Source organism: Paraburkholderia sp. RAU6.4a, assembly GCF_050435625.1.
GTDB lineage: Bacteria > Pseudomonadota > Gammaproteobacteria > Burkholderiales > Burkholderiaceae > Paraburkholderia > Paraburkholderia tuberum.
Window position 1 is genome coordinate 3819621 of record NZ_JBNDKQ010000002.1, and the last position, 17617, is coordinate 3837237.

The following is a 17617-nucleotide window of genomic DNA, read 5'->3' on the forward strand; positions in this document are numbered from 1 at the left end:
GTCAGTTCCCCTGTGCGTCGGCCGTGGTCGCGGCGGCCGCTGGTGGCGAGGAGCGCGCCGCGGGCAGGATCGCGTGCACGTAGGCGGCGCGATCGAATAGCTGTGTCGCCGTATCGGTGAGATAGTGCCGCACCGCGCCCGCGCCGAGCGTGATGGCCACGACACAGCCGAGCAGGATCGCGCAGGCGGCCAGCTTCGCATTACTGCCACGCGGTGCGCGCTCCTCTTTGCCGGCGGCGGCGCGCGCGGCCGGCGCGGCCCACATCAGGCGCGTGCCCGTGCGGCTCAGCGCGACGATCGAGAGCAGGCTCGACAGCAGTACGGCCGGCCACAGCACGACTGCCGCGCCGAGCGGCGTGGCGGCCAGCACCATCGCCTTGCCGAGGAACCCGGACAGCGGCGGCAGGCCCGCGGCGCCCACCGCGGCGATCAGATAGAGCAGCGCGGCGAGGTTCGACGGCCACGGTGCATGCGTGCGCGGGACCGCTTCGACCGTAGCTTCGGCTTCGGTGTGAGCCGGTTCCCCGACCAGCACGGCGAGCGCGCCGGCCGTCTCGACCTGCAGCGGCTGCACCCGCGCCAGCGTCGCCACCGCTTCGCCGTCCGGGGCGGGCGAGATGGCCGCCGCGGCCGCGTCGTCGAGCGCTTCGAGCGAACCGGGCTCGATCGAATTGGCATCGGCGGAAACGGCGGCATGGGCGGCGTGCGGGGTCGGGGCTTGCTCGGGTTCGAGCGTGTCGGCGAGCAGGAACAGCGCGCCAGTGCAGAGCGTCGTGCTGATCAGGTAGTAGAGCAGCGCGCTCCATGCGAGCGGCGTCTGTAGTGCGATCGCCGCGATCAGCAGACCCACCGAAACCAGCACGAGATAGCCCGTCGTGGTCTTGAGACTCGACACCGCCAACGCGCCCAGCGCGCCGAACACGATCGTCGCGATCGCGAGCCACCACGCCCACTGATGCATGAACGCATCGAGCACGCCGCCCGCCGCGCCGAACACGAGCGCGTCGCAGCGCAGCATCGCATAGATGCCGACCTTGGTCATGATCGCGAACAGCGCGGCCACCGGGCCGATGGCGCTGCGGTAGGCCTGCGGCAACCAGAACGACATCGGAAACACGGCGGCCTTGAGGCCGAACACGAGCATCAGCGTCGCGCCCGCGAACTGCGCGAGCGGCAGCGACTCCGGCCCGAGACGCGCCAGACGTTCGCCCATGTCGGCCATGTTGAGCGTGCCCGTGACGCCGTAGAGCACGCCGATCGCGACCAGAAAGAACGACGAACCGACGAGGTTCATCAACAGATAGTGCAGCCCGTTGCGCACCCGTCGCGCGCCGCCACCATGCAGCAGCAGCGCGTACGACGCGATCAGCAGCAGCTCGAAGAACACGAACAGGTTGAAGAGATCGCCCGCGAGGAAGGCGCCGTTCAGGCCCATCAGCTCGAACTGGACCAACGCACGGAAATAGCGGCCGCGCCTCGCGTCCTCGCTCGAGGTGCCGAGCAGGCAGCAGACCGCCAGCACGGCGGTGAGCACCAGCATCAGCGCGCCGAGCCGGTCGAGTTCCAGCACGATGCCGAACGGCGCGGGCCATGCGCCGAGCGCGTAGCTGGCGATCTCGCCTTGCGCGGCGCGCGCCATCAGCAGGCACGCGACGGGCAGCAGCGCGATGATGGCGAGCGCGTTCAGCGCGCGTTGCAGGCGTTTCGCGCGCAGCGGCAGCACGACGATGACGCCCGCGGAAAAGAGCGGAATCAGGATCGGGAGCAGGAGAACGTGGTTCATTCGACGGGCGTCTCCTCGTCATTGACGTGATCGTTGCCCGTGATCGAAAACGAGCGCAGCGCGAGCACCACGGTGAAGGCCGTCATTGCGAAGCCGATCACGATGGCCGTCAGCACGAGCGCTTGCGGCACCGGATCGACGTATTGCGCCCCCGCCGCGATGACCGCTGGCTTGCCGATCGCAAGCCGGCCCATGCCGAGCAGGAACAGATTGATCGCATACGAGAACAGCGTGATGCCGAGAATCACCGGCAACACGCGTGCGCACAGCAGCAGGTAGATGCCGCACGCGCAAAGCACGCCGATCGCGATGGCAAAGGCGGCTTCCATCAGCTTTTCTCCACGGACTGCATGTCCTTGTCGCGTACGCCGAGGTGCGAGACGATCGTGAGCGTCGTGCCGACCACCGCGCCCGTTACGCCGAGATCGAACAGCATCGCCGTGGACAGTTCGATCTCGCCGATCAGCGGCACGTGCAGGTGCCCGAACGCACTGGTCAAAAACGGCTGGCCGAACGCGAGACTGCCGAGCCCCGTGGCCGCGGCGATCAGAATGCCGAAGCCCGCAAGCGCGCGGTAGTTGAGGTGGATGCGCGACTCGGTCCACAGCACCCCGCTCGCGACGTACTGCAGCAACAACGCGATCGAGAGGATCAGCGACGCGATGAAGCCGCCGCCCGGCAGGTTGTGGCCGCGCAGGAACACGAACACGGCGACGAGCACGGTGAGCGGCAGCATCAGCCGGGCGAGGATCGCGAGCATCAGCGGATGCGATTGCGACGACCATGGCCGGCCATCCGGCCCCGCATCGGGCGACTTCAGGCGCAGCCCGCGCAGCAGCGCCTTGACGGCGAGCCCCGCGACCACGAGCACGCTGATTTCGACCATCGTGTCGAAGCCGCGGAAATCCACGAGGATCACGTTGACGACGTTGTGGCCGCCGCTGCCGGGCAGCGCATTGGCGAGGAAGTACGGAGCGATGCCTGGCAGCGGCGCGCTCGTCATGATCCTGTACGACACGGCGCCGAGCAGCGCGCCGCCCGCGAGCGCGAGCACGCCGTTGCGCAGCCGGACGGGGAGCGGCTCGACGGCGCGTTGCAGCGCGGGCAGGAAATAGACGGCCAGCACGAGCAGCAGGATCGTGACCAGTTCGACGGAGATCTGCGTGAGCGCGAGATCGGGCGCGGAGAAGCGCACGAAGGCGAGCGACACGAGCAGGCCGCAAGTGCTCAGCATCACGAGCGCGTAAAGGGTGCGCGCACGCACGAGCACCACGCCGACGGCGAGCAACGCCATCAGCACGAGGCCGCCCAGCGTGAACGGATCGGGCGGCAGGCGCGTGTGCCTGCCGCTCCAGGTGTCGAGCGCGACGAGCGGCACGCCCGGCACGATCAGCATCGCCGCGATCATCCATGCGAGGTAGGCCGGCAGCGAGCGCGTCTCGAACAAGCGCACGATCACGCCGGCGCACTGTTCGAGACGCTGCACGAAGCGGTCGAAGATTTCGCTCGCGTTCAACTCGGTGAGCGCCGTTCGACGGTGGCGGAACGCATTGCGGCGCAGGAAAAAGAGCGCCGCGCCCGCCGCGAACGACACCGCGCTCATCACGAGCGGCGTATTGACGCCGTGCCACAGGCTCAGGCTATAGTCGGGCAGCTTGCCGCCGAGCGTGACCCACGCGGCCGACTCGAGCAGCCTGCCGATGCTTTGCTGCGGGAACAGGCCGATCAGCAGGCACAGCGCCACGAGAATCTCGACCGGCAGCCGCATGAAGCGCGGCGCCTCGTGCGGCGGATAGTGCGGCAGATCGCGCGGCGTCTCGCCGTCGAAAAACACGCCCCAGACGAAACGTAGCGAGTACGCCACGGAGAGCGCCGCCGCCACGATCGCGATGACCGGCACGGCGAGGTTCAGCGGCCCGAACATGCTTTGCGCGAGTGTTTCGCCGAAGAACATTTCCTTCGAGAGAAAACCGTTGAGCAGCGGCACGCCGGCCATCGACAGCGACGCGACGCTAGCGAGCACGGCCGTATGCGGCATGTACCTGCGCAGGCCGCGCAGACGGCCCAGATCGCGCGTGCCGGTTTCGTGATCGACGATGCCCGCGGCCATGAAGAGCGACGCCTTGAACACCGCGTGGTTGACCGTGTGAAAGAGCGCGGCGACAGTCGAGAGCTGCGTGTCGAGGCCGAACAGCAGCACGATCAGGCCGAGATGGCTGATGGTCGAATAGGCGAGCAGGCCCTTCAGATCGCGCTGCAACAACGCCAACCCCGCGCCGCCCACCAGCGTGACGAGCCCGGCCACTGTCGCCGTGTAAGCCCACAGGTGGGTACCTTCGAAGAGCGGATAGAGACGCGCGAGCAGGAACACGCCGGCCTTCACCATCGTCGCCGAATGCAGATAGGCCGACACGGGTGTGGGCGCCGACATCGCGTGCGGTAGCCAGAAGTGAAAAGGAAACTGCGCCGACTTCGTGAACGCCGCGAACAGCGTGAGCAGCAGAATGGCCGGGTAGAGCGGATCGTGCTGCACCTTGTCAAGCTGGGCGAGCACGTCGTTCAGCTCGTAGCTGCCGCATACGTGGCCGAGCAACAGCACGGCCGCAAGCAGCGCGAGACCGCCCGCGCCGGTGATGGTGAGCGCCATGCGTGCGCCGCGCCTCGCGTCGGGCCGCGATGGCCAGAAGCCGATCAGCAGGAACGAGACGAGGCTCGTCAGTTCCCAGAAGATGACGAGTAGCAGCAGGTTGTTCGACAGCACGATGCCGAGCATCGCGCCCATGAAGAGCAGTAGCAGCAGGTACAGACGCGGCAACGAATCGCTGCCGGCGAGGTAGTAGCGTGCGTAGATGAAGACGAGCAGGCCGATCGCGAGTACGAGCAACGCGAACATGAACGAGAGGCCATCGAGGCGCAGCGACAGCGCGAGGCCGATGTCGGGCATCCACTCATGGCGCCATTGCAGCACGTCGTGGTCGCCCATGCCCACGCGCTCGCTCAGCAGCAGCGCGCAGCCGAACAGCGCCGTCGCGAACGCGATCCAGGTGCAGAGCGCGGCGGCGCGCGGCCTCGTGAGCGCAATGAGCGCCGCGGCCATGAACGGAAGTAGGACGAGCCACCCCAGTACCATTCGATGCCCTCCGGGAGTTCGAGTGTTAGACGGTGTGGCTGGCCGGTGGGACTGGGCCGGCGTGCCGCCAGCCGGGCGGTTGCCCACGGGGCACAATCATAGCCGCAAACAGCCCGGCAGTTCACATCGATACATCAAGCATAAATATACGCACCGCGAAGCGCGCGGCGAGCCCGACTGATGCCCAATCATGCCCATTGATGCGGACGCGCGTTCGATTTAACACCCGTCGCGTGACATGCGGCGCGCTGATGCACCATAATCGGCAAACTTGACGATCAATCGAGGCGCCAAATTGAAAGGAACTGAACTGGATCTGTATGCAACTGAAGAGCCAGGCCATACTTTGGCTTTCAATCTTTTCGATGGCACATGGGTGTCCGATGTGCCGGGCTACGGTTTAGGTATGGCGCCCCATTTCGACGATGGGCGTCTCCACTGGTTCGAGATCATGTGCGGCGGCTTTTCCGGAAAAAGCGTGCTCGAACTCGGACCCATGGAAGGCGGCCATACGTTCATGATGGCCAAAGCCGGCGCCTCACGTGTCCTTGCTATCGAGGCGAATTCGAAGTCCTTTCTCAAATGCCTGCTCGTGCAGAATGCATTGAAGTTCAATGCCGAATTCATGTATGGCGATTTCAGAGAATTGCTGAAAAAGCGCGATCAGCGATTCGATCTGATTCTTGCAAGCGGCGTGCTCTATCACATGATCGATCCGGTATCGCTACTGGAAGATATGGCATATGCGTCAGATTCGATCTGCATCTGGACGCACTATTACGATGCCGAAGTCGCGCGGACGAATGCGAACCTGCAAAGGCACGTCGATCCGACGCCAACCGTCTCGGAGTTTCGCGGACGCGAAGTGCATCTCCACCGACATAGTTATCTCGACAGCATCAACAACGTAAAATTCATCGGCGGGACTGCTCCGCAAGCCAACTGGATGACCCGCGAAAGCCTGATGGCGGTCCTCGACGCACTGGGTATGACGGTGATCGTCGGCGTGGACGATCGCGAACAACATCCGGCCGGCCCGTCGATTCTTCTTTACGCTGCTCGCATTCCGCATTTCAACGAGGCGCACTATCTTCAGCGCAACCCCGACGTAGCAGAAGCCGTTGCGCACAAGCACATCAGCTCTGGCGCGGAACACTACATCCGCTATGGCCGTGCGGAAGGGCGCTCGTTCGAGTGATCGACACCGCACAGCCAGCGTCGTGTTCAAGCCAGTTACCCTAAAACGCGAACCCGGAAAGTTTCCCGAACATGAATACTCTCGAGAATCAGCGCTTTTTCGATAGGCCCGTCGTCGCGGACGTTCCGATCGACAATCAGACCCAGGTTTTCAAATTCGAAAAATTTCCCGCGGCGGGCCCCGTTCCCTGGCTCGATCGACCGGATGCGCTGGAGCGGGTTGCCAAGCTGTTGTCCCGAGGCGTAATCAGCGAGCAGCAGGCCGAATGGTGCCGCAAATGGGTGAGCGACGGCTACCTGATCATTGAGGGTTTCTTCAAGACGGAACAGCTCGATTCGACGTGGCAAGCCTACGAAAACGCGATTGTCGACGGCACGCTGCGGCCGCCGCCCGAGCCGCTTTTCGAAGGCGATACGCTGCCTGGGCGCACGCTGAATCCGCATTTCAACGTGCCGGCTGTTCGCGAGATGCTGTTCGACGCGCGCATGAACGAGATCGTGAGTCTGCTGCTGGGCGCGAAATCGGCGCCGTTCCAGACGATCGGCGGTCACAAGAGCAGCGAGCAACTCGAGCATTCCGATTCGATTCACATGTCGACCTATCCGAACGGGTATCTGGTCGCGAACTGGATCGCCTTCGAGGATATTCATCCCGACTCCGGGCCGCTCGTTTATCACCCCGGCACGCACAAGCTGCCGTATCTGATGTCGACTGAATTGGGCATGCCGTTCGGTTGCGGGTATTCCGCTTATCACGACATCTACGAACCCGCGATTCAGAAGCTCATCGCTGAACGTTCATCGGGCCCACAGCACTTCTACCCGAAAAAGGGCGATGTGCTGTTGTGGCATGCGAACCTGCTGCACGGCGGCAGCAAGATGCGCGATCCGGCGCACGTGAGTCGCAAGGCACTGGTTTGCCATTTTTTCGCGGATGGCTGTTTGTGCTATCACGACCTGACCGGCATGCCGTCGAGCCTGACGCCAATCGTCGACTTCGACGGCGAGGCGTACCTCGAGGCCAATCCGGACGTCGCCGCGAGCGGCGGCAATGCATTGCAGCACTACATCTACTACGGTCGATTCGAAGGTCGCCCGTTGAGCAGCGCCGAATCGTTTCGACGCAAGGCGCGGCTTGCCCAACTGCCTGACGGTTTCGATCCGAAGCTTTACCTCGAAGCGAATCCCGACGTCGGCGCGGCGGGCGTCGACCCGGTCGATCACTTCGTCGACTTCGGCCGCGCGGAAGGCCGGCCGTTGCGGCCCTGAGTCATGCGTGGCGCCGAGGCAGGCGAAGGCGGCCTGCTTCGGCAAGTTCGCGGAAGGTGCATGTCGAAACCTTTTGTCCGCGTCTCGCGCGCACAGTCACCCGGGTTGACGACCCGCCTCCGCCCAAAGCATGCGTTCGAGCGCGCCCGCCCCGGCACGGGCCGTCCGCCATCACGCCGCCCGTGCCAGCCTCCTTTGTGCATGCCCTCCGGTCTTGCTCTAAACTAGCGCCCGCCCAACCCACGCCCCGATGCGCCCCGTCACGAGCAACAACCGATGCCCCCAGCCTCCATCGATCCCGCCGATTCCCCGCATTTCAGCCTGCCGAAACACCCGCCGTTCCAGCGTTTCTGGTGCACCCGCATCCTGTCGTCGCTGTCGTTCCAGATGCTCGCGGTCGCGATGGGCTGGCATGTCTACGCGCTCACGCATAGCGCGTTCGCACTTGGCCTCGTCGGCCTCGCGCAGTTTCTGCCGATGTTCCTGCTGACGCTCGTCGTCGGCCATGTCGCCGATCGTTACGATCGCCGCCGCATCGCCGCCGTCTGCCAGAGCCTCGAAAGTGTCGCTGCATTGCTGTTCGCGATCGGCACCTTCGGCGGCTGGATCAGCGCGCCGGTCATCTACGTGCTGGCTGCCTGCGTCGGCGCGTCGCGCGCGTTCGAATCGCCGGCCGTGGCGTCGCTGCTGCCGGCCGTGGTGCCGCGCGGCTATCTGCCGAAGGCGACCGCGTGGGCGACGTCCGCCAATCAGACCGCGCAGATCGCCGGGCCCGCGCTCGGTGGTCTGCTGTACGGCATCGGTCCCGGTGCCGCGTATCTCGCGTGCACGCTGACGTTCGCGGCGGCGGCCGCATCGGTGTGGAGCATTCCGTTGCAGATGAAGCCGGCGAGCCGCGCGCCCGTCACGCTTGAATCGATCTTTTCGGGCATCGCGTTCATTCGTCGCGAGCCGGTGATTCTCGGCGCGCTGTCGCTCGATCTGTTCGCGGTACTGTTCGGCGGCGCGACCGCGTTGCTGCCGATCTTCGCGCGCGACGTGCTGCACGCGGGCCCGCTCGGTCTCGGCCTGTTGCGCTCGGGCACGGCGATCGGCGCGCTCGCGGGCACGATCTGGCTCGCGCATTTTCCATTGCGCAACCGGCCCGGCGCGGCGATGTTCGGCGGCGTGATCGTGTTCGGCATCGCGACGATCGTGTTCGGGCTGTCGCATCAGTTCCTCGTTTCGTTGTTCGCGCTGATGGTGCTCGGCGCGTCGGACACGATCAGCGTGGTGGTGCGGCTGTCGCTCGTGCAATTGCGCACGCCCGATGAAATGCTCGGCCGCGTCAGCGCGGTCAATTCGTTGTTCATCGGGACGTCGAATCAATTGGGCGAGTTCGAATCGGGCCTGACCGCGGGATGGTGGGGCGCGCAGCCGGCGGTGCTGGTCGGCGGTGTCGCGACGATCGCGATCGCGCTGTTGTGGATGCGGTTCTTTCCCGAACTGCGGCACACGCGCACGCTCGAGCGCGAAGAGGCGCTCGCGGCGAGCGCCTGATTGCCAGGGCCTGGGCGCCATCGCCCGATCCATGACACGACGAGGAGACGAACCACATGAGCCAGTCCGAACTGCACCCCGCCGCGCCGGTCGCGGCGACGATCTATCGTGGCGAATCCGTCGAGAACACGCATCTCGCGCACGTCGCGGTCGTCGATGCGCCGCAGCGCCTCAACACGATGGGCGTCGAGATCGGCCGGATGGACTTCTCGATCGAGCTTGCCGCGCATCGTTGAGCGCGGCGACCCGATTCACTGCTCGACACCCCAGAGCTCAAGCCGCCGCCGCCTTCGCCGGCGCGGCACCCAGGGCATCACGGATCGCATCGGCGAGCTCGCTCGCCGCGAACTTCGCGACATAGCCGTTGGCGCCCGCGTTCTTCACATGCGCCTCATTGGCCGCGCCCGTCAGCGACGAGTGAATGATCACCGGAATATCGCGCGTGCGTTCATCGGCCTTGATCTGGCGCGTCAGCATGAAGCCGTCCATCTCCGGCATCTCCAGATCGGTCAATACGAGCGCGATGGTGTCTTTCGCGCGCGCGCCGTTTTTCTGCGCTTCGCGCGCGACCTGCTGCAGCGTCTGCCACGCTTCCTCGCCGGTCTTCGTCATGATGTAGTCAGCGCCGATCGCGGTGAGCGCCTGTTCGATCAGCTTGCGCGCGAAGCCGGAGTCGTCGGCGGCGAGGATCTTCGCGCCGCGGCGGATGCCGAGCGCCTGGCCGACCGAGGCCGGATCGACGCTCGGATGCTGCGACGGGAACACGTCGCGCAACACCTGCTCGACGTCGATCACCTGGGCGAGGCGCGAGTCGCCGGTATTGCCGTCGATGCGCGCGATGCTCGTGACGAGCTTGCCGCCCGCCGAGCCATCGGCCGACAGCACCTGGTTCCATTCGAGTCGCACGATGTCGTCGACTTCCTCGACCGCGAAGGCCTGCGTCGAACGCGCGAATTCGGTGACCAGCAGGATGTTCAGGCCGCGCGTCGGCTCGCAGCCCATCAGCCGCGGCAGATCGATCACGGGGATGATCTGCCCGCGAATGTCGACCGCGCCCATCACGTAAGGCGACGATCCGGCGATCGGCGTGACGGTCGGCATCGTCGAGATTTCGCGCACCTTGAACACGTTGATCCCATACAACTCGTGCGCGTCGCTGCCCGGCACGTGGCCGAGGCGGTACAGCAGCAGCTCGAACTTGTTGGAGCTCGTCAGGTTGCTGCGTTCGGTGTGGCGCTCGTGATTGGCACGGTGGTCGTCTGCCATCGGAATCGTTCTCCAGAATTGCGGTGCTGAGCGGTGCTGAGCGTGCCTGTATCTGGTTATCGGCGCCGATGGCGAAAAATTCAGCACTGCGTGGCAGCGTCGAGCGGCGCGCGCGATTCACACGAATACGGCAAACGTGTGCGCATTCATATGAGGGTTACCTAAGGTTACAGAAGCGACAGCAGCGTTTCACCTGCCCGACGGGGTGGCTTCTAGAATCGGCAGCGATAAAAGCGTGGCGCCGCGCTGGGCTCGCAAGCAGTCCGCAGCGTTTTGCATCGCACGCTTCGTTCGCGGCGCACACGTGTCCGTCGTTTTGCTTTCAGATGCTTTCACCTCAAGGAGAACGTATGATCCGCCTGCCTTCCGTCCCTTCCGTCGCTTTGGCCCGCATCGCCGCCGTTGCCTGCTTCGGTGGTCTTCTGACGGCCGCCTCGGTGGCCAGCGCGCAGAGCGCCGCGTCCACGGACACGGGCCGCCTGCATGCCGCCGACCAGACCTTCATCGCGGACGGCACGCAAGCCGTCGCGACGCAGCGCGATGCGGCGCGTATCGCCACCGCGCGTTCGGCCGACCGCGACGTGAAGGCCTTCGCCGAGCGCGTGTCGAGCGACGACGCCAGGATCACCGACGCGTTGCGCGCGGCGAGTCCGCGCGGTGTCGACGTGCCGAAGAACGATCCCGATGCGGCCGTGCTCGCAAGCATCAACCATCTGCGCGGCGCGGACTTCGACAAGGTGTACATCGAGCAGGTCGCGCTCGCGGGTGAACAGAAGGCACTGTCCGCTTTCCAGGCGGAAATCGCAGCGGGCCGCGACGAGCAGTTGACGGCCGCCGCGAAACAGGCGCTGCCGACGATCCAGCAGCACTATGCGATGGCGCAGGATCTCGCGAAGCGCAAGCATCTGTCCGTGGCCGCGCAATAAGCGGCGTCACGTCGCTACGCGGCAGGCGGCGGTACTTCGAACCCGGGCTTTTCGGCGATAATCGTGCGCTTCTTCCGACGATTCTTCGCGCCTCCGATTCCAGGTACCGCATGAGCAAGCACGCCAGTCTGCCGCAACAGTTGGACCATCTGCTTCGACAAGCCGTCGCGCTCCAGCAGAACGGCGCGCTCGTCGAAGCCGAGGAGATGTATCGCGAGATACTCGAACTGAAGCCGAAGCATGGCGACGCGTTGCGCTGGCTCGGCGAACTCGCGCTGCAAACGGGCCGCTTGCAGGAAGGCGTCGATCTGCTGAAGAAGGCGCTCGTGGTCAACGCGAGACAGCCGGCCGTGCATTCGAATCTCGCCTATGCGCTGAACGCGTTGCAGCGCCATGACGAAGCGCTCGCGTGTGCCGAGCGGGCGCTCGCGATGCAGCCGAAATTCGCCGATGCGTTGAACAATCGCGGCAACGCATTGGCGGCGCTGAACCGTCCGCTCGATGCGCTCGCGAGCTACGAACGCGCGCTTTCGCTCGTGCCGGAGTTTGCGCCGGCGTGGAACAATCGCGCATGCGTGCTGCGCGATCTCGGCCGCTATGCCGATGCGCTCGATAGCTGCGACCAGGCGCTCGCGTTGCAGCCGAACTATCCGGATGCGTGGAGCAATCGCGGCAACGTGCTCGGCGATCTGAACCAGCCGCACGAAGCACGACACTGCTACCAACGCGCGCTGGAACTTGCGCCTGCTTTCGTCGATGCATGGAACAACCTCGGTCTCGCGCAGATCGATCTGAATCAGCGCGAACAGGCGTTGTCGAGCTATCAGCGCGCGCTTGCGTTGAATCCGGCGTCGGTCGAAACGCACTGGAACCAGGCGCTGTGCCTGCTGCAAATGGGCCGCTTCGATACCGGCTGGCGCGAATACGAATGGCGTTGGGAGCGCAGCCGCATCAAGGCCGGCAGGCGCGCGTTCGCGCAGCCGTTGTGGCTCGGCGATGTTCCGCTCGACGGCAAAACGATTCTGCTGCATGCGGAGCAGGGCCTGGGCGATACGTTGCAGTTCTGCCGCTATGCGCCGCTCGTTGCGAAGCTCGGCGCGAAGGTCGTGCTCGAAGTGCCGGGCGCGTTGTTGCGATTGCTGTCGACGCTCGATGGTGTCGATCAGTTGATCGAAGCGGGGCAGCCGTTGCCGCCGTTCGATTGTCATTGCCCGCTGCTGAGCTTGCCGCTTGCGTTCGGCACGAACGAAGCGAGCATTCCGGCGGCGACGCCGTATCTTTTTGCGCAGCCGGCGGCCGTCAGCGAATGGCGTGAGCGGATCGAACACGACGGCAACATCAACGCGGATGCCAACGCAATCAGGCCGCTGAAAGTCGGCCTCGTCTGGGCCGGCGAGAACCGCGCGCATATCGCCGAGCTGCGCAAGATCGACGCGCGTCGGTCGCTCACGTTCGAGCAACTCGCGCCGCTCCTCGAGGTGCCGAACGTTCGCTTCTTCAGCGTGCAGAAGGGCGCGGCCGCGCCGCAATTAGCCGAAAGCGCCTACGGTGAACGCGTCGCCGATTACACCGGGCTGCTGCACGATTTCGCCGATACCGCCGCGCTCGTCGCCAGTCTCGATCTGGTGATTTCGGTCGACACCTCCACCGCGCATCTGGCCGGCGCGCTCGACAAACCCGTCTGGATCCTGAACCGCTTCGACACCTGCTGGCGCTGGTTGCTCGAACGCAGCGACACGCCGTGGTATCCGTGCGCACGTCTGTTCCGTCAACCGGCGCTCGGCGATTGGGGCGGCGTGATCGATGCCGTGCGCGATGCATTGGTGAATCTGAGCGCCCCGCCTTCGTGACGCCTTCGGGCGGACACGCGTAGACTGAACTTCCGTTCATCGATGGCAATGCCACGGAGAGTTCTTCAATGGAATACAGACATCTGGGTGCATCGGGTTTCAAGGTGCCGGTGCTGAGTCTCGGCACCGGTACGTTCGGCGGCAAGGGTGAATTTTTCCAGGCGTGGGGCGCGACCGACGTCGCCGAAGCGCGGCGTCTGATCGACATCTGCTTCGACGCGGGCGTCACGATGTTCGACACCGCCGACATCTATTCGAAGGGCGCGTCCGAGTCGGTGCTCGGCGAGGCGCTGAAGGGCAAGCGCGACAAGGCGATCCTGTCGACCAAGGCGACGTTTCGTTTCGACGACGATCCGAACGGCGTCGGCTCGTCGCGCTTCCATCTGATCCAGGCGGTCGATTCAGCGCTCAAGCGTCTGCAAACCGATTACATCGACCTGTTCCAGTTGCACGGCTTCGACGCGAAAACGCCGATCCCCGAAGTGCTGTCCACGCTCGACGACCTCGTGCGCGCGGGCAAGATCCGCTATATCGGCGTGTCGAATTTCTCCGGCTGGCATCTGATGAAGTCGCTTGATATCGCCGACCGTTACGGCTATCCGCGCTATGTCGCGAATCAGACCTACTACTCGCTGGTCGGGCGCGACTACGAGTGGGAGCTGATGCCGCTCGGTGTCGACCAGGGCGTCGGTGCCGTGGTGTGGAGCCCGCTCGGCTGGGGCCGCTTGACCGGCAAGCTCAAGCGCGGCCAGCCGCTGCCGGAGACGAGCCGTCTGCACAAGACCGCCGACATGGGGCCGCCGGTGCCGGAAGACTATCTGTTCCACGTGCTCGACGCGCTCGACGAAGTTGCCGCCGAAACCGGCAAGACCGTGCCGCAGATCGCGCTGAACTGGCTGCTGCAACGGCCGACCGTCGCGACGCTGTTGATCGGCGCGCGCAACGAGGAGCAACTGCGGCAAAACCTCGGCGCGGTCGGCTGGAATCTGACGCCGGACCAGGTCGCGAAGCTCGATGCGGCCAGCACGGTGCGCCCCGCGTATCCGTACTGGCATCAGGAAGGCTTCGCGGAACGCAATCCAAAGGCGGTTTGAGCGGCGGGTCGACCACGTTCCAGGCGCCGCAGCCGGCGCAATGCGCTGGTCCAGCGCGGCCGCACGCTGGACCAGCGCATCCCGTCAAGCCAAACCGCCATTGGCCCGCAATACCTGCCCATTGACCCAACCCGCATCCGGGCCGACCAGAAACGCGACCACGCCCGCCACGTCTTCCGGCTCGCCGAGGCGTTGCAGCGGCGGCATCTTCGCGAACGTCTCGATCTGCTCGTCGGTCTTGCCTTCGAGGAACAGCGCGGTCGCGATCGGTCCCGGCGCGAGCGCATTCACCGTGATGTTGCGCCCGCGCAGTTCCTTCGCGAACACACGCGTGAACGCTTCGACGGCCGCCTTGGTCGCCGTGTAGATGCCATAGCCGGGCAGGTTCAGCGCGAGCACGCTGGTCGAGAAATTGACGATGCGCCCGCCGTCGTTCAGGCGCGCGGCCGCTTCGCGCAGCGTGTTGAAGGTGCCGCGCACGTTGATGTCGAAGGTTTGGTCGTAGAGTGCGTCGGGCGTGTCGGCGAGCGGCGTGGGCTTCATCACGCCCGCGTTGTTGACGAGCACATCCACCTTGCCGAGTTCGCGTTCGGTGATTTCGAACATGCGACGTACGTCGCCGGGCTTCGACACGTCGGCTTGCACCGCGACCGCCTTGCCGCCAGCTTCGCGGATCGCGCTGACGAGCGCGTCGGCTTCGCCCGCGCTCGCTGCGTAGTTGACGGCGACCGCATAGCCGTCGTTCGCGAGCCGCTGTGCGATCGCCGTGCCGATGCCGCGCGATGCGCCCGTGACGATGGCGACTTTCGGTTGTGGGTTCGTGTTCATGATTGGTTTCCTCATAGAAGGTGGTGGATCGGTGAGGTGGATCATGAACGCTTTGCGCGCAGAGATAATCCGGTTAGACTCGCCATCATCATTCCGTTTGCTTTAATAATCCGCCGCTATGGACCGTTTCGAGGAAATGCGCGTATTCGTGCGGATCGCCGAGCGCCAGAGCTTCACGCGCGCCGCCGACGATCTGCAAATTCCGCGCGCGACCGTCACCAACCTGATGAAGCGCCTCGAGCAGCGGCTCGGCGCGCGGTTGCTCGAACGCACGACCCGCACGGTGCGGCTCACGCCCGACGGTGAAGCGCATTACCAGCGCTGCGTGCGCCTGATCGCCGATATGGAGGAGGCCGAGGGGGCGTTTTCCAATCTCGCGCCAAAGGGGCTGTTGCGCGTGAACGTGCAGGGCACGCTCGCGCGACACTTCGTGGTGCCGGCGCTGCCCGCGTTTCTCGCGCGCTTTCCCGACATCGAGCTGATGATCGGCGAGGACGACCGGCTCGTCGACCTCGTGCGCGAGGGCATCGATTGCGTGCTGCGCGCGGGCGTGCTGCAGGATTCGTCGATGGTCGGGCGGCGCGTCGCGCAACTGCAGCAGGTGACGGTCGCGAGTCCCGCGTATCTGGCCAAGTATGGCGAGCCGGCCGATCCTGACGCGCTGTCGACGCATCGCGCGGTCAACTACGTGTCGAGCGCGACCGGCAAGCCGGTGCCGCTCGAATTCCGCGTCGACGGGCGGGATGCCGCGCTCGTGCTGCCGTCGGCGGTGTCGGTCAGCGGCGCCGAACTGTACACGGGCGCGGCCCTCGCCGGGCTCGGCATCGTGCAGGTACCGCGTTACCGCGTGGATGGCGAGTTGGCGGCGGGGCGGCTGCGGGTCATTCTGGCGGACTATCCGCCGCCACCGATGCCGGTGTCGGTGCTGTATCCGCAGAACCGGCAGTTGTCGTCGCGCGTGCGGGTGTTCGCGCAGTGGCTGCGGGAGATTTTCGAGCCGGTGAGCTGAGGGAGCGAAAAACGCAAAGGAATGCGTTTTCGTGGTTAACGCCTGGACATGTGCGCCTCGCATAATGTCATTCTCAAGAGCGCAGAAAGCCGCCCGTGATCGAGGGTGGACGCACAGAACGACCGGGGGATCTGATCATGAATCGTTTTCGTTCGCTGGGTGTGGCGACGGGCGCGGCGCAGTTCGCCAGTGCCGACATCCTCAGCCGGATTAGCACGGCGTCGCGCCGGCCAGGCGAGGCGCGCCCCTTCGATCTGATTTTCGAACCGCGCGCGTGGCAGGGGCCCGCCGCGCCCGAGGCGACGGACCCGCAGTTCAAGATCCACGTGTTCGACACGATGCGCGCGTTCGAAAAACGCGGCGTCGACGCGATCGTGCTGCCATGCTTTCTGAGCCATACCTTCATCGACGAACTCGCGGCCAACGTCAGCGTGCCGGTCGCCAACATCATGACCGCGCTGTCCGCGCACGTGCGGCGCACCTATCCGTCGGCGCGCCGAATCGGCGTGCTGACGTCGGCGGCGATTCGCGCGAACGGCCTGTTCGAGCGCTACTTCGAAGCCGGGCAGTTCGACGTGTGCTATCCGCGCAACGACACCGGTTTCGACGGCGTGACGAGCGCCGTCTTCGGTGTCGGGGGCATCCGCGATGGGCGCCTGCACGGGCGGCCCGTCGAGCTGTTGCGCGCGGCGTGCGCGGATCTGGTCGCGCAGGGCGTCGACGTGATCGTGCCGGGGCTCGCGGAGATCGGCCTCGTGCTGCGCGCGCTCGGGCGCATCGAGGTGCCGCTCGTCGATACGAACCAGGTGTATGCGCGCTATGTCGCGGCGGCGCAGTACACGCAGCCGGAGCGGGCGTTCCGCCTCGGCGTGGTCGGCGGCATCGGGCCGGCCGCGACCGTCGATTTCATGGCCAAGGTCGTGCGCAACACGCCGGCCGCGCGCGACCAGGACCATATCCGGATCATGGTCGAGCAGAATCCGCAGATCCCCGACCGCACCGCGGCGCTGCTCGAGCGCGGCGACGATCCCACCCTCGCGCTGTACGCGGCCTGCAAGACGCTCGAGGACGGCGGCGCGGATCTGATCGCGATTCCGTGCAATACCGCGCATGCGTTCGTCGAGCGGCTCCAGCCGGCGCTGCGCGTGCCTATCGTCAATATGCTGACCTGTACCGCCGATTATCTGCGCGAGACCTTTCCGGGTCTGCGCGAAGTGGGCGTGCTGGCCACCTCGGGTACGCTCGCGAGCCGCGTCTACGAACAGGCGCTCGACGCGCGCGGCCTGGCGCAGATCGCGCCGTCCGCCACTGCGCAAGCGCGTCTGATGAACGCGATCTACGGCCCGCGCGGCGTGAAGGCGGGGCACACGTCGGGCGACTGTTGCGACGACCTCGCGGCGGCCGTCGACGATCTGCTCGCGCAGGGCGTGCAGGTGATCGTGCTCGCGTGCACGGAGTTGCCGTTGCTGTTGCGTGAGCCGGTGCTCGCGTGTCCGGGCGGGCGCGTGGTGCGGCTGGTCGATCCGACCGACGTGCTGGCGAGGCGCTGCGTTGCGTATGCGCATGGCGACGGTGTCGCGTGTGGCACACCGGCGGGTTGCGCGACGCCGGATGCGGCCGGGCGCTCGCGGGTTGAAAGCGCGCTGGGCTAGTCGGGTGGCGTGACCGCGGCGCAGCCGTTTGCGCCTCGCCGCCGATCCAGAGGTCAAGGCGCGTCTGCGCCCGC

At 65.7% G+C, this 17617-nt stretch carries 13 protein-coding genes and 1 pseudogene; 9 read left to right on the forward strand and 5 right to left on the reverse strand.

From position 1 onward, the window contains the following. Position 1: 1 nt before the first annotated feature. From OKW40_RS22535 to OKW40_RS22545, 3 genes are read right to left on the reverse strand one after another with little or no spacing between them, the layout of a single operon-like run. A complete protein-coding gene (locus OKW40_RS22535) occupies positions 2–1783 on the reverse strand; it encodes a monovalent cation/H+ antiporter subunit D (RefSeq protein ID WP_429491551.1) in 1782 nt (593 codons plus the stop codon). Beyond that, complete coding sequence (locus OKW40_RS22540) at positions 1780–2112, reverse strand: Na+/H+ antiporter subunit C (RefSeq protein ID WP_090803875.1); 333 nt, start codon at positions 2110–2112, stop codon at positions 1780–1782. Before OKW40_RS22540 ends, OKW40_RS22535 begins: the two co-directional genes overlap by 4 nt. Beyond that, positions 2112–4913, reverse strand: coding sequence for a monovalent cation/H+ antiporter subunit A (locus OKW40_RS22545; RefSeq protein WP_429491553.1), 2802 nt, complete (start codon positions 4911–4913; stop codon positions 2112–2114). Before OKW40_RS22545 ends, OKW40_RS22540 begins: the two co-directional genes overlap by 1 nt. 295 nt (positions 4914–5208) lie before the next feature. Between OKW40_RS22545 and OKW40_RS22550 the strand changes: the two genes are divergently transcribed. The 4 genes and pseudogenes from OKW40_RS22550 to OKW40_RS22565 all read left to right on the forward strand — a co-directional run. Continuing rightward, positions 5209–6111, forward strand: a complete 903-nt coding sequence (locus OKW40_RS22550) for a class I SAM-dependent methyltransferase (protein ID WP_429491555.1) — start codon at positions 5209–5211, stop codon at positions 6109–6111. A 71-nt stretch (positions 6112–6182) separates the two neighbouring features. Next, on the forward strand, positions 6183–7379 hold the full coding sequence (locus OKW40_RS22555; RefSeq protein WP_429491557.1) for a phytanoyl-CoA dioxygenase family protein: 1197 nt from the start codon (positions 6183–6185) through the stop codon (positions 7377–7379). Positions 7380–7655: 276 nt separating this feature from the next. Then, the gene (locus OKW40_RS22560) at positions 7656–8918 is read left to right on the forward strand and encodes an MFS transporter (RefSeq protein WP_187611969.1); all 1263 of its coding nucleotides are present in this window, start codon (positions 7656–7658) and stop codon (positions 8916–8918) included. Between the two features lie 56 nt (positions 8919–8974). Next, a pseudogene (locus tag OKW40_RS22565) lies at positions 8975–9091 on the forward strand (asparaginase); the annotation flags it as partial. Between the two features lie 100 nt (positions 9092–9191). On the opposite strand, the gene OKW40_RS22570 reads toward OKW40_RS22565, so the two are convergent. Next, a complete protein-coding gene (locus OKW40_RS22570; RefSeq protein ID WP_090803881.1) occupies positions 9192–10184 on the reverse strand; it encodes a chemotaxis protein in 993 nt (330 codons plus the stop codon). 350 nt (positions 10185–10534) lie between these two features. Here OKW40_RS22570 and OKW40_RS22575 point away from each other — a divergent pair, with 350 nt between their 5' ends. The 3 genes from OKW40_RS22575 (at position 10535) to OKW40_RS22585 (ending at position 14054) form a co-directional block, all read left to right on the forward strand. Beyond that, positions 10535–11110: a DUF4142 domain-containing protein gene (locus OKW40_RS22575; RefSeq protein ID WP_429356927.1), complete on the forward strand. Its 576-nt coding sequence runs from the start codon at positions 10535–10537 to the stop codon at positions 11108–11110. Positions 11111–11220: 110 nt separating this feature from the next. After that, entirely contained in the window at positions 11221–12960 is a 1740-nt protein-coding gene (locus OKW40_RS22580; protein WP_429491560.1) for a tetratricopeptide repeat protein, read from the forward strand. A gap of 68 nt (positions 12961–13028) precedes the next feature. Next, positions 13029–14054, forward strand: a complete 1026-nt coding sequence (locus OKW40_RS22585) for an aldo/keto reductase (RefSeq protein WP_429491562.1) — start codon at positions 13029–13031, stop codon at positions 14052–14054. 84 nt (positions 14055–14138) lie between these two features. Here OKW40_RS22585 and OKW40_RS22590 read toward each other — a convergent pair whose 3' ends face one another. Further along, a complete protein-coding gene (locus OKW40_RS22590) occupies positions 14139–14882 on the reverse strand; it encodes an SDR family oxidoreductase (protein ID WP_429491563.1) in 744 nt (247 codons plus the stop codon). A gap of 118 nt (positions 14883–15000) precedes the next feature. On the opposite strand from OKW40_RS22590, the gene OKW40_RS22595 reads away from it, so the two are divergent. Then, positions 15001–15891: a LysR family transcriptional regulator gene (locus tag OKW40_RS22595; protein WP_429491565.1), complete on the forward strand. Its 891-nt coding sequence runs from the start codon at positions 15001–15003 to the stop codon at positions 15889–15891. A gap of 137 nt (positions 15892–16028) precedes the next feature. Continuing rightward, on the forward strand, positions 16029–17543 hold the full coding sequence (locus OKW40_RS22600; protein ID WP_429491567.1) for an amino acid racemase: 1515 nt from the start codon (positions 16029–16031) through the stop codon (positions 17541–17543). The last annotated feature ends 74 nt before the right edge of the window (positions 17544–17617 follow it).

Coding starts and splice junctions, on each gene's coding strand:
- OKW40_RS22535 (WP_429491551.1), bottom strand. CDS start 1,783: ATGAACCACGTTCTCCTGCTCCCGATCCTGATTCCGCTCTTTTCCGCG.
- OKW40_RS22540 (WP_090803875.1), bottom strand. CDS start 2,112: ATGGAAGCCGCCTTTGCCATCGCGATCGGCGTGCTTTGCGCGTGCGGC.
- OKW40_RS22545 (WP_429491553.1), bottom strand. CDS start 4,913: ATGGTACTGGGGTGGCTCGTCCTACTTCCGTTCATGGCCGCGGCGCTC.
- OKW40_RS22555 (WP_429491557.1), top strand. CDS start 6,183: ATGAATACTCTCGAGAATCAGCGCTTTTTCGATAGGCCCGTCGTCGCG.
- OKW40_RS22560 (WP_187611969.1), top strand. CDS start 7,656: ATGCCCCCAGCCTCCATCGATCCCGCCGATTCCCCGCATTTCAGCCTG.
- OKW40_RS22570 (WP_090803881.1), bottom strand. CDS start 10,184: ATGGCAGACGACCACCGTGCCAATCACGAGCGCCACACCGAACGCAGC.
- OKW40_RS22575 (WP_429356927.1), top strand. CDS start 10,535: ATGATCCGCCTGCCTTCCGTCCCTTCCGTCGCTTTGGCCCGCATCGCC.
- OKW40_RS22580 (WP_429491560.1), top strand. CDS start 11,221: ATGAGCAAGCACGCCAGTCTGCCGCAACAGTTGGACCATCTGCTTCGA.
- OKW40_RS22585 (WP_429491562.1), top strand. CDS start 13,029: ATGGAATACAGACATCTGGGTGCATCGGGTTTCAAGGTGCCGGTGCTG.
- OKW40_RS22590 (WP_429491563.1), bottom strand. CDS start 14,882: ATGAACACGAACCCACAACCGAAAGTCGCCATCGTCACGGGCGCATCG.
- OKW40_RS22595 (WP_429491565.1), top strand. CDS start 15,001: ATGGACCGTTTCGAGGAAATGCGCGTATTCGTGCGGATCGCCGAGCGC.
- OKW40_RS22600 (WP_429491567.1), top strand. CDS start 16,029: ATGAATCGTTTTCGTTCGCTGGGTGTGGCGACGGGCGCGGCGCAGTTC.